This window comes from Mesorhizobium sp. WSM4840, from assembly GCF_055811755.1.
The window spans coordinates 1-11,957 of sequence record NZ_JBVVQD010000066.1 but is presented as its reverse complement, the minus strand read 5'-3'; the positions used below and the strand labels follow the sequence as shown (position 1 = coordinate 11,957).

General features: G+C 63.8%; 7 protein-coding genes and 1 pseudogene. 3 read left to right on the top strand and 5 right to left on the bottom strand.

What is annotated here, in order from left to right; genetic code table 11:
* Positions 1-969 precede the first annotated feature (969 nt).
* From AC0L3I_RS36135 to AC0L3I_RS36115, 5 genes are read right to left on the bottom strand one after another with little or no spacing between them, the layout of a single operon-like run.
* A complete protein-coding gene (locus tag AC0L3I_RS36135; protein WP_473485096.1) occupies positions 970-2,469 on the bottom strand; it encodes an ABC transporter substrate-binding protein in 1,500 nt (499 codons plus the stop codon).
* A gap of 48 nt (positions 2,470-2,517) precedes the next feature.
* A complete protein-coding gene (locus AC0L3I_RS36130; protein ID WP_473485097.1) occupies positions 2,518-4,194 on the bottom strand; it encodes a dipeptide ABC transporter ATP-binding protein in 1,677 nt (558 codons plus the stop codon).
* Entirely contained in the window at positions 4,191-5,039 is an 849-nt protein-coding gene (locus AC0L3I_RS36125) for an ABC transporter permease (RefSeq protein WP_473485098.1), read from the bottom strand. The genes AC0L3I_RS36130 and AC0L3I_RS36125 overlap by 4 nt, the downstream gene beginning before the upstream one ends.
* Complete coding sequence (locus AC0L3I_RS36120; RefSeq protein ID WP_473485099.1) at positions 5,036-5,974, bottom strand: ABC transporter permease; 939 nt, start codon at positions 5,972-5,974, stop codon at positions 5,036-5,038. The genes AC0L3I_RS36125 and AC0L3I_RS36120 overlap by 4 nt, the downstream gene beginning before the upstream one ends.
* 51 nt (positions 5,975-6,025) lie before the next feature.
* Entirely contained in the window at positions 6,026-6,916 is an 891-nt protein-coding gene (locus AC0L3I_RS36115) for a proline iminopeptidase-family hydrolase (RefSeq protein WP_473485100.1), read from the bottom strand.
* A gap of 112 nt (positions 6,917-7,028) precedes the next feature.
* Here AC0L3I_RS36115 and AC0L3I_RS36110 point away from each other — a divergent pair, with 112 nt between their 5' ends.
* The 3 genes and pseudogenes from AC0L3I_RS36110 to AC0L3I_RS36100 all read left to right on the top strand — a co-directional run.
* Positions 7,029-7,790 (top strand): LuxR family transcriptional regulator, encoded by a 762-nt coding sequence (locus AC0L3I_RS36110; RefSeq protein WP_292213823.1) that lies wholly within the window; start codon positions 7,029-7,031, stop codon positions 7,788-7,790.
* A 311-nt stretch (positions 7,791-8,101) separates the two neighbouring features.
* Positions 8,102-11,254 (top strand): ATP-binding protein, encoded by a 3,153-nt coding sequence (locus AC0L3I_RS36105; protein WP_473485102.1) that lies wholly within the window; start codon positions 8,102-8,104, stop codon positions 11,252-11,254.
* Positions 11,255-11,541: 287 nt separating this feature from the next.
* Positions 11,542-11,957, top strand: a pseudogene (locus tag AC0L3I_RS36100) (hypothetical protein); the annotation flags it as partial.

Below are 11,957 nucleotides of genomic sequence, written 5' to 3'. Positions count from 1 at the left end.
AAGCCCGGTGACGGCTTTAAGGAGAGGACGCGCCGAAGCATTCGCACCAATGTGGCGCCGATGTTTCCAGCGCCGATGATTCCGATCCTCATAGGGGTGTTCCTTTCGTAAATATGGAAGAGCGCCCGCCTCAGTCGCGGACGCGGGCGCCTCGAAGATGCGCCCCTTTCTCGCGCAGTGTCGAGAGTGTCAACGCTTACGGATCGGTCGGCTGCAACCGCTTTGTACTCCACCCAGTGACCGTAGGCCTCGATGCCAGTCTTGAATTCCGGGGCATCAAACGCGTGATGAGCGCCCTTGTAGACCTGAAGCTGCACGGAGCTTCCCCTGCCGCTGCGCTGCTTCATCATCTCTCGGCATTTTTTTGGCGGGGCTCCAATCGTCAAGCTCGCCGATCAGGATCAAGGTCGGGACTGTCGCCACTCGCTACCGAACATATCGGATAGTAGGCAATCGCTGCCTTGAATTTTGCGCTCCATAAGCCGCTCGACTGCACCAAGCCGCTCCACACCCAGCTAACCCCATCAAGTGCCCATGAGCACGTAGAGAACGCAGGCACCCGAAAGCGTCGATAACGCTCACAACCGAGCCGTCGCCCTTGACCCATTAGAGAACACTATCGGTCGACAGCGGCCGAAGGGCGAAGGTCGGGTTTGGAGAAGACCCGGGAGTGGCTACTTCTGGCGCATCCATGACCTCCAGCGTGGTCGCGGGCTATGTCTGCTTTCAGGAAGCGGCAAAGGTGATCTCTCCGGCAGAGATAGAGGCATTGCCGCCCGGCAGTCTTGGTTCACGAGTGCGGACCGTCCGCAATCAGCGCGGAACTGTCAGAAAGCGGAAGTAGCGACAGCAGCAGATCGCTCACCTGTCCCAACAAACGACGCGCGGTAAGACGGGCAGCACGCCAAACGTGCTGTCAGGGCTGGGCGGAACGCCGCAGAGCGGCGTCCCGTGGCTTCGTTCACAAGTCTAGTTCTTGACCACGTCTTCCAGAAAGAACCGGCCCAGCGGATTCTGGTAGAAGTTCTCGATTTTATTACGCGAGACGTTGATGAACGGGCTGTAGTACAGATCGATCCAGTTGACGTCCTCTTTGGCCATCTTCTGCAGATCGGTGTACATTTGCTCGCGCTTGGCCGGATCCATCTCGATGCGCGCCGCCGCGACCAGCTCCTTGACCTTCTCGTTGTTGTAGCGGGTCATGTAATTCATGTTCGCGTCGTGGCCGAGAACGAAGGTGGTCTTCTGGTCTGGGTCGAGGATGTCGTTGGTCCAGTAGTTGACACAGACGTCATAGTCGCCGGCCACCAGCATGTCCCATTCCTGGCTCGGGTCGACCTTCTGGATGTTGACGGTGACTCCGGCTTTGGCGAGCTGCTGCTGCAGCAGCACGGCCGTCTGCTCGACGATCTCGTCGCCGGCCCGCACGACGTAGTTGAGCGTCAGGTCCGAGGCCCCGGCGTCGGCCAGCATCTGCTTGGCCTTTTCCGGATCGTAGGGCCGCTTCAGATTGTCGGCGTAGTAATAGAGTGCGCCCTTCGGGACGTAGGAGTTTGCGACCTCGCCGTAGCCGAACGTCACCGTATCGACCACAGCCTGCTCGTCGATGGCCATGTCGAGGGCCTGCCGCACCTCCTTCTTCGCCAGCGCGCCATGCTCGTGGTTAATCAGCAGGTGATCCTCGCGGGTCGACGGGTCGAGATGAACGGTGAGGTTGGAATCCTTCTGCAGTTCGGCGACGCGTGAGAACGGCACAAAGATCGCGGTGTCGAGCTGGCCGGCCTGCACGTTCAGCATGCGGGTGTTATCGTCCGGCACGGAGATCCACTCGACGCCGTCGAGGCTGACACGCTCGGCCTCCCAGAAATGCGGATTTTTCGCCAGGATGACACGGTCGCCGCGCCTCCATTCCGTGATGGTGAAGGCGCCAGAGCCGATGGGTGTTTCGGCATATTTCTCCGGACCGAGCGTCTCGAAGCCCTTCTTGGAAAGAACCGAGGCGATCGGGAAGGCCAGCGTCGCCAGGAACGGCGCGGTCGCCTGCTTGAGTTTGATCGTGACGGTCTTTGGATCGGTTGCCTCGACCGTATCCATCACCTTGAAAGGATCCGCCCACAGCGAACCCTCGTCATCCCTGATGCGGGTGAGGCTGAACACCACGTCGTCGGCCGTCAGGTCGGAGCCGTCCGAGAACTTCGCGTCGCGCAGCTTTAGTGTATAGGTGAGGCCGTCCGGGCTGACCTCCCAACTCTCGGCGAGACCGGGCTCCAGCTTGGTGCCCGTCTTGTCGACGCGGATCAGCACGTCATAGACGTTGGCGAACACCCACAGGTCGATGTTCTGGGCGGTCTTGATCGGATCGAAGGTGGTCGAGTCTTCGCGCCGGCCAATCGTGAGTACGCCGGCGGCTTCTGCGAGCGTCGCCCCCAGGGACAGGCTGGTCATAACGGTGACCAAGCCGATGCGCATCCATTTGCTTCTTAACATCGTTATTCCCCTTCTGGTTTGCCTTTGGTTTCAGTTTGCGACCCCGTCGGCCTGCGGGGTCGCCATCTTCGAGGGAGCAAGCAGCGGCTTGTCCGGATCGATATGCGGAACGGCGGCAATCAGCGCGGCGGTGTAGGCATGCTTCGGCCGGGAGAACACTTCCTCCGACCGACCTTCCTCGACGATCACGCCGCGGTGCATCACCACAACACGCTGGCAGAGATTGCGAACGATTGCGAGATCGTGGGCGATAAATATCAGCGTGAGCGACATACGTTCCACCAGTTCGCGGAACAACTCCACGATCTGCGCCTGGATGGTGACGTCGAGGGCGGCCACGCACTCGTCCGCAATGATAAGTTTCGGGTCGACGGCGAGCGCGCGAGCTATGCCGGCCCGCTGGCATTGGCCGCCGCTCATCGAGCGCGGCTTGCGGTCGAGGAACGCGCGCCCCAAGCCGACCAGGTCGAGCAGTTCGCCGCAGCGTGCCGGAATTTGCGCGGTCTCGATTTTGCCCTGTACCCGCAGGACCTCCGCCAGCATCTTGCCAACGGTAAGATGAGGATTGAGGGCGTTGTAGGGGTCCTGGAAAACCATGGCGGTTTGACGTCGCAGCATGCCGAGGACTGCGCGACCCGATGCGATATCCGTACCATCGAACCGTATCGTGCCTGACGAGACCGGCGTAAGTCCAAGGACGGCGCGCGCCAGAGTGCTCTTGCCGCTTCCGGATTCGCCGACAATGCCGACCGTTTCGCCCGGCATGACACGGAGTGTGACCCCATTGACGGCATCAACCGCGCCTCGCCGGAACAGGCCGCCCGTGGCGAAGCGCACGTGCAGCTTCTCGATGTCGACCACCGGCACCGCTCCGGGTGCCCGGAGCTTCTCAGCCTTTGCCGGCATGTCCTCCTCCGGCAGCGAGGGATGACTGGCGATCAGCGAACGGGTGTAGGCATGCGCCGGCGCCGCAAGCAGACCGCGCTTCTCTCCAATCTCCACCAGTCGACCTTGCCACATCACCGCGATGCGGTCGCAGACTTGGGCAACGATGCCGAGATCGTGGGTGACCAGGATCACCGAGAGTCCACGCCTGGCGCGGATGTCCCTCAGAAGCCGCAGGATCTGCGCCTGTATCGTCACGTCGAGTGCCGTCGTCGGCTCGTCGGCGATCAGGATCCTGGGATTGCTTGATAGCGCCGCGCCGATCATGGCGCGCTGGCGCATGCCGCCGGAGAATTCGTGCGGGTAGCTATCGTATTGCCGAGCCGGATCCGGAAACCCGACCTGGGCGAGGATATCCACCGCCGCGGCGCGCGCCGCCTTGGCGTCCAGCTGCTGGTGAAAGCGGATGCCCTCGGTGATCTGGTCGCCGATCCTCATGACCGGGTCGAGATGGCTGCTCGGATTCTGAAAGATCATGCCGATTTCACCGCCGCGCACCGCGAGCATCTCGGCTTCCGGCGCGGTCGTCAGCTCACGCCCGGAAAGTGTGATCGAGCCACCGCTGATCCTGAGCCGGCTCGATGGCAGCAGCCTAACGAGTGAGCGGCAGAGCAGGCTCTTGCCCGACCCGCTCTCGCCGACCAGCCCGAGCACTTCTCCCGGGGCGAGATCGAGCGACACGGCATCAAGCAGGGTACGCTCCCCGCCGTCACCGTCATGGACGACCGTCAGGTCGGTGACCTTGAGCAGCGCCGCGATCACTCGTGAACCCCGAACAAATCGGCCAGCCCGTCGCCGATCATGCTGAAGGCGAAGGCGAGCGTCACGATCGCAAGCCCCGGGAACAATGTAATCCACCACGCGGTGGTGACGAAGGCTTGGCCTTCCGCCACCATCACGCCCCACTCCGCGACTGGCGGCTGCACGCCCAGCCCGAGATAGCTAATGGCCGCGCCATTCAGCAGGACGAGGACCGCGTCGGACATCGCGAAGACGACCGAGCCGGCAGCGGCATTGGGCAGGAGGTGACGGAACATGATGCGCATGCGGCTGAAGCCGAGGCTGACCGCCGCAACCGCGTAGTCGTGGTTCTTGAGCACGAGCATCTGGGCGCGGATGAGCCGCGCGTAGGAAACCCAGCCGACGAGGGCCATGGCGATGTAAAAACTGGCCAGGCCAGGCCCCAGGATCGCAATGATCGACAGCATCAATACCAGGAACGGGAAGGCCAGGATGATGTCGACCAGCCGCATGAAGATGGCGTCGACTATCCCGCCGAAGAAGCCGGCTATCGTGCCCAGCGTGGTGCCGATGAGAAAGGGGAAGATAACGCCGATGACGGCGATCTTGAGGTCGATGCGCGTGCCCCAGATGACGCGCGAGAGGATGTCGCGGCCGAAATTGTCGGTCCCGAACGGGTGCGGCCAGGACGGCCCCTGGAGCCGTGCTGTCGCGTCCTGGGCGATCGCATCGTAGGGCGCGATCAGCGGCGCGCCGAGCGCGAGGACGACGAACGCCCCAAGCAGGAAGACGCCGGCCGCCAGCGTACCGCGGCGGCGAAAGCGGCCCTTCCTGCCGAGCGCGGGCGCGGCCAAGGGCTCGCTCACAGCTTCACCCTCGGATCGAGAGCCACCGTGACGATGTCAGCCAGGAAGTTGATCAGCACGGTGGCGCACGCGAAGACCATCGCCACGCCCTGCACGACCATGTAGTCGCGCGAGAAGATGGCGCGCACCAGCAGCTGGCCCATGCCGGGCAGCGCGAAGACGGTCTCCACCACGACGGTGCCGCCTATCAGCCAACCTATGTTTACGGCGAGAAGGTTGACGGTCGGCACCAACGAATTTGGCAGCACGTGGCGCCAGAACACGATGCTCTCCGGCATGCCGCGCGCGCGCGCGGCAGTCGCCACGTCGGACTTCAAGCCTTCGACCATCGCCGCCCGCAAGCTGCGGGCCAGAACGGTCGACAGCGACAGCGAGACAGTGAGGCTCGGCAGCACGAGATGTGCAAGCTTTTCAGAAAGCGTGTTGCCGTAACCGGACACCGGGAGAATGGCGAGTTCGACGCTGAACAGGATGATCAGCATCAGGCCGAGCCAGAAGGGCGGGAAGCCGATGCCGAAGGTGGAAACGATGCGGATAACTTGGTCGGCCAGCCTGCCCTGATTGCGCGCCGCGATCGCCGCCACCGGCACGGCGATCAATACCGACAGCACAACGCTGCAAAGCACCAGCGTCAGAGTGGGCTCGATGCGCGTGGCGATCAGCTTCAGCACATCGATCTTGTAGAGGATCGAGCGCCCCATCTCGCCCTCCGCGAGGTTGCGCAGGAAGTAGAAATACTGGGCGAGCATGGACTCATCGAGGCCGTACTGCGCGCGGATGCGGGCGATCGCTTCGGGGGTGGCGCGGGTGCCGAGCAGAACGCGAGCGGGGTCGCCGGGGATCAGCCGGACAAGGATGAACGTGATCACGCTGATGCCGAACAGCACCGGCAGGAACTGAAGCGGACGGTATAGAACGAACTTATAGCGGTGCATGGCCCTGAGGTGTTTCCCCGTCCGCTCCCTTTCCCCTGCATTCCGCCTGCATCAGCCTGCCTTGTTGCGCGAGAGGAACCCTAAAAGGATCGGATAGTATGCAGCTGGGTTCTCGTAGAAGGGCATGTGACTCGCATTCGGGATGATGTGCAACTCCGACTGCGGCAGGCCAAGCTTCATGCGCAGACCACAGGCTGGTGTCAGTTCGTCGTGCTCACCATGCGTGATCAGCACCGGCACCTTGATCCTGGGCAGGTCGGGCACCCGGTTCCAGTCCTTGAGATTGCCGATGTAGAGAAACTCGTTCGGACCTTGCATGGTCGCGTAGGGTCCCATGCTCCAGTCGTCGAGCGAGCGGCGCACCGGCGCCGGCCATTCGGGCAGGCGGCAGACATGGCGGTAGTTGAGGATCGTCACCGCCGCCATGTATTCCGGATGACCGTAGGTTCCCTGCGCCTCGTGCTTCTGCATCATCGATACGGTCTCGGGTCCCAGCGACGCGCGCAGGCGTTCCAGTTCCAGAACAAGATGCGGCATGTCGGCGACCGTATCCTCGAGGATCAACGTCTGCAGGTTCTCCTGGTAGGCAAGCGCATATTCGATCGCCAGCCAGCCGCCCCAGGAATGACCCAGCATGTGTACATTGCCGAGTCCCAGCGTCCTGCGAACCGTCTCGGTCTCCTCGACGTAGCGCGCGATAGTCCACAACGAGGTGTCCGTGGGCCGGTCGGAGGCGCCGGTGCCAAGCTGGTCGAACGCCACGACCCTGTATCCCTTGTCTATCAGGCAGGAGTGCGATTCGCGAAGGTAGTCGCAGGCCAGGCCAGGCCCGCCGTTGAGGCAGAACACCGTCTCGGTGCTGGAGCCGAAGCTGTAGGCGACGACTTTAAAGCCGTCGACATTTACCTCGATGCGATCGTCGGCCGCCATCTCTCGCCACATGATACGCTCCGAATGCACAGATTTTAGGCATGCTCATATATTAAGCGAAACGTTGGGAGTGCGTCAGCTATAAGAAGTGATAGGGTGGTCCGGGATGTAGGCGGAAGAGCTCATGCTGGACGAAATCACAACGATCAGGCGGCGTTTCACTCGCCATGGCACCTTGGACGAATGCATCGACGAGGCGTTCGCCGCCCTGTCCGGCCTAGGCTACGACGCGCTGGTCTACGACTACACGCCCATCCCGTACGATCTCGACGGCGCTATCATGATCCCGTCGATGCTCAAGCTGCGTAACATCGATGACGACATGCGCGACTATTGGTGCGATCGAGGTTACTTCCGCATCGATCCGGTGCAGATCGTGGCGGCGCGCAGCTCCACCCCCTTCGCCTGGAGCTACAACAAGGAGATCGACACCGAGATAGGCGCGCTCCTCGACGAGACTACGGAACCCGTTGCGCGCTATCTGCGCGAGCGCGACCTCACTAGCGGCGTCACGATCCCTATCCACATGCCGCGCGGCGGCTATGCCACGGTTACCGGCATCCGCCTCGGCGCGGACGAGATGGTAGATCGGGATGCGGGAACCATCGCGCGCTTTAGCTTGCTGGCGCATGTCTTCCACGACACGGCCTACGCCCTCTACGACCGATCGGCTCTCAGTCCGCTCCTGCCGTCCTTGACTGAGCGCGAGCGCGAGTGTCTCCGCCATTCGGCACATGGCCTCTCTGCCAAGGAGATCTCGCGCGTCATCGGGCGCTCGATTCCTACGGTCGTCATGCACCTCACCGCCGCCGCCAGGAAGCTGGGCGCCAGGAACCGCACGCAGGCCGTCGTTCGCGCCGCGCATTTCCGCCTGCTCGACAACTGACGAAAAGGCCCTATCACCCCAGCAGGCCCGGTGCGGGTATCGCTTTCTGCGGACGGACCGCTCGGTTTCTTCCACCTATGAGGGAGAAGCCAACTAAAGCCCCGCAGATAGCCCAAAAGGTATCTTTGGAAGAAGTGCGGGAGTTTTGAGCGGCGAGGAAACCGCTTTGTTCTTGTTGAGAAGCGGCTGTATCGTGAAAGCAGCACCCATGACAATCCGCAACTGGTCAGCGGCGTGGGGAGGCTAAGACACGGAGCCGTGCCATGTCATCGGATAACCATCTCCGGCCGAACCCGAAGCGGAGGCCTAAGGTGGCTTCCTCGGTTCCAGCTAAGCCGGCAGCGCCGGCCGCGCGGGAGCCCGGGCCGGACGCCCGCAAGACGGTCACCATCCTCTTCGCCGACATCGTCGATTCCTCGCGGCTTAGCCTCTCCCTCGATCCCGAAGCGCTCCGGAACCTGCTCTCCCGGTACTTCGGCGAGTTGAGCGCCGTCGTTCAACGGCACGGCGGAATCGTGAACAACTATATCGGGGACGCGATCATGGCTGTGTTCGGCATGCCGTTCGTCCACGAAGACGACGCGCTGCGCGCGGTGCGGGCAGCGGTGGAGATGCGCGAAACACTTGCCATCCTTAACCACGAGCTCGAAGCCGGTTGGGGCGTCCGCCTTATGAACCGAATCGGCATCAACACCGGCGAGGTGATCGCCGGCGACCAAACGCAGGGATACTTGTCAGTCGCCGGAGAGGCCGTCATTGTCGCGAAGCGCCTTGAGGAGGCAGCGACGGCGAATGAGATCCTGATAGGGGAGCCGACGCACAAGCTCGTGCGCGATGCGGTCGTCGTCGAGCCGAGCGGGCCGCGCGCACTCAAGCGCGGCGCGACCATCCGCGCCCTCGCCGTGTTAGAAGTCCTCGCCCACGCCCCCGGCGTTGCGCGCCGCTTCGACTCGCCTTTCGTCGGGCGCGAACGCCAACGAGCCTTGCTTGAGACCGTCTTCCGCAACGCGGTCGGCGATAGGACCTGCCACCTGGTCACCATTCTCGCCGACGCGGGTGTGGGAAAGTCGCGGCTCGTACGGGAGTTCACGAGCGGCCTTGCCGAGGATGTCACAGTCTTGCACGGCCGCTGTCTGCCCTATGGCGAGGGCATCACCTATTGGCCGCTGGCCGAGATCGTCCGGGAGCTTACCCGCGCGGAGGGACCGGACTCCGGCAAGCAACTCGCAGCGGTGGTCGAGGCGCGGCTCGCAGGCGACGAGAAGGCCCGGCTGATTGCCGAGCGTGTGACCGGGGCGCTCGGGCTTGGCGGCGCGGGACAAGGGACGACCGAGGAGACCGCCTGGGCCGTCCGGAGGCTGTTTGAGGCGCTCGCGCGAGCGGGGCCGCTCGTCGTTGTGGTGGACGACGTCCATTGGGCCGAGTCGACATTCCTCGACTTAGTCGAGCACGTCGCCGACTTCTCACGCGATTTCCCGATCCTGCTCATCTGCATCGCGCGGCCGGAGCTCTTCGACTCGCGTCCTGGCTGGGGGGCCGGCAAACGCAACGCGACGTCGATCGTCCTCGAGCGGCTCAGCGACGCGGAATGCCGCGAGCTGATCTCCAACCTGCTTGGCCCCGCGCCGCTGCCGCCCGCTGCCGAGTCGAGGATCGCGAGCGCGGCCGAGGGCAATGCGCTCTTCGCTGAGGAACTCGTGGCGATGCTCGTCGACGACGCGTTGCTCAGGCAGGCGCCCGACAGCTGGGTCGCCGCGTCGGACCTCGTTGAGCTGCCCGTCCCCTCGACTATCAACGCGCTTCTCGCTGCCCGTCTCGAGGGCCTCCCGTCCGTCGAGCGCGCCATCCTGACGGCCGCAGCGGTCGAGGGCTCAGTATTCCATCGGAGCGCCGTCAGCGAGCTCGCCTGCCCGGTGCTCGACACATTCGAGGACGGTTTGCTCGCGCTCGTCCGCCGGGACCTGATCCGGCCGGAGGCGCCGTTGTTCGCCGGCGAGAAGGCCTATCGCTTCCGTCACGTCCTGATCCGCGACGCCGCGTATCGCTCCCTGCCGAAGAATGCGCGCGCCGACCTGCACGAGCGCTTCGCCGCCTGGCTCGAGCTAGCGGCCGCGGACCGGCTACGCGAGTTTGAGGAGATTGTCGGCTATCATCTCGAACAGGCCTTTCAGTACCGTGTCGCGCTCGGTCCGCGCGACGTGCGCGCGGCCTCGCTTGCCGCCCGGGCGTGCGAACGGCTCGAGGCAGCCGGGCGGCGAGCGCTTGTCCGCAGCGACCTGCCGGCGGCGATCAGCCTGCTTGAGAGGGTTTCCCGGCTGCTTCCCACCGATGACACACGGCGGATCGTGCTGCTCGCCGACTTGAGCGGCGCGCTGATCGAAAGCGGCCGGCTGGACGACGCCGGGCGCGCGCTGGACGAGGCGGAGCGCTTGGCCGCTGCCGCTGACGACCAGCGCTTGGCAGCGCATGTGCTCGTTCAGCGGCAGTTCCTCCGGATCTTCCACGGCGAAGAGGGCGGGCTGGAGGAGTCGGCACGCGCGGTAGCTGCGGTGATCCCGGTCTTCGAGCGCCTCGGGGACGACCTCGGCCTCTGCCGCGCACGGCGGCTTGAGGCCTGGCTATCCTTCACCGCGGCTCGCGGCGAGGCCGCCATTGCAGCTTGGGAGCAAGCTGCTGCTCACGCGCGACGTGCGGGGGATTGGCATGAGTACTACGAAATCCTCACGTGGATCGCTTCCTCCTTGTGGTTCGGGCCCACCCCGGCAGCCGAGGGCATCCGCCGTTGCGAGGCGATGCGCGTGCAGGTGGGCGAAAGCCCCGAGTCCGAGGCAGCGATCCTCCGCCAGCTCGCGTGCCTCAACGCGATTGTCGGCCGCTTCGAGATTGCCCGCGATCTGATCGCGACGAGCAACGCCACCTACGCCGACCTCGGCCTTACGCTCTACGTGGCGTCCTCAGAGCATGAGGCCGTCGTCGAGCTGCTCGCCGGGAACCCCGCTGCGGCCGAGACGAGCGCGCGCGCAGCGTATCGTGCGCTTGAGGAGATGGGCGAGCGCGCGTTCCGTTCGACGATGGCCGCGTCCCTCGCCGTGGTGATCCTCGAACAGGGACGCGACGAAGAGGCCGAGGACTTTGCTAAACTCAGCGCCCAGCTGGCTGCGAGCGGAGACCTGGTGACGCAGGTCCGTTGGCGCCGCGTGCGCGCACGCGTGCATGCGCGGCGGGCAGAGCTCCGGGCGGCGGAGGCGCTCGCGCGCGAAGCAGTGACGATCGCCGAAGCGACCGACTTCGTCAACGACCGGGCGGATGCACTGGTCGACCTGTCGCACGTGCTCGAGGCCGCCCGCCGAGGCGACGAGGCGGTCGCCGCTGTGTCCGGAGCGCTGCATCTCTACGAGCTGAAGGGAAACGTGGTCGCCGCGGCCGCGACCCAGCTCCGCCTAGGCAAACTCGTCAAAATGTGACACCGTCGGGAGGCGGCAAGGGGCACCGCCCGCACCTCCTTGTGAACCGCTCTGGATCGGAGGTGATATGATGCCACCGAACTTCGTACGATCTACGAGCATAAATATGCCTCACCGCTGGCCCCCTAGAGCTAGACCGGGCGAGACAGTGCTGAGGCTCGATACTTGGGTCCTCCAGCCGGGTGGCGCCTGCATGGGCCTTTCTGCTTAATCCCAACTTGTTGAAGGCCCCCTTTCCCATTGGGTGAGGGTGCTACTTCCTGAAATCATTTTCGAAGAGGTCAAGCATGGTCACGAAAAAGAAAGCCTCAGCGAAACAGACACCCAAGCGACTCGGTGCGACGAAGCCTACGAAGCGAAAAGCTGAGACAGCGAACCCGGCCGCAACTTCCCAAATTGCCGAGCCAGTCAGCGAATTTCTCAAGAAGACATCGATTCCTAAAGGATTCGTTAACCCAAAGCCGATCGTGCTGTCGGAGTTGCGAAAGCGCGTGACCGAAACGAATCTGAGGCCCACCGTTTCGCTGGAGCAACTGTTGGCCAGCGCGAATCGCATCAAGCCGGCGGACCTTCCCGCGGAGAAGTTACCGGAAGACGTCAAAGAGTCTATCCTCGCACTAAAGCCGGCAGGGCAACGAGTCCAGGTTAACGGGCTTGGAGAGCTGCCATCAGGTAGTCGGTATCCCAGGTTGCGAGTTTTCGC

Coding starts and splice junctions, on each gene's coding strand:
- AC0L3I_RS36115 (WP_473485100.1), bottom strand. CDS start 6,916: ATGTGGCGAGAGATGGCGGCCGACGATCGCATCGAGGTAAATGTCGAC.
- AC0L3I_RS36110 (WP_292213823.1), top strand. CDS start 7,029: ATGCTGGACGAAATCACAACGATCAGGCGGCGTTTCACTCGCCATGGC.
- AC0L3I_RS36120 (WP_473485099.1), bottom strand. CDS start 5,974: ATGCACCGCTATAAGTTCGTTCTATACCGTCCGCTTCAGTTCCTGCCG.
- AC0L3I_RS36135 (WP_473485096.1), bottom strand. CDS start 2,469: ATGCGCATCGGCTTGGTCACCGTTATGACCAGCCTGTCCCTGGGGGCG.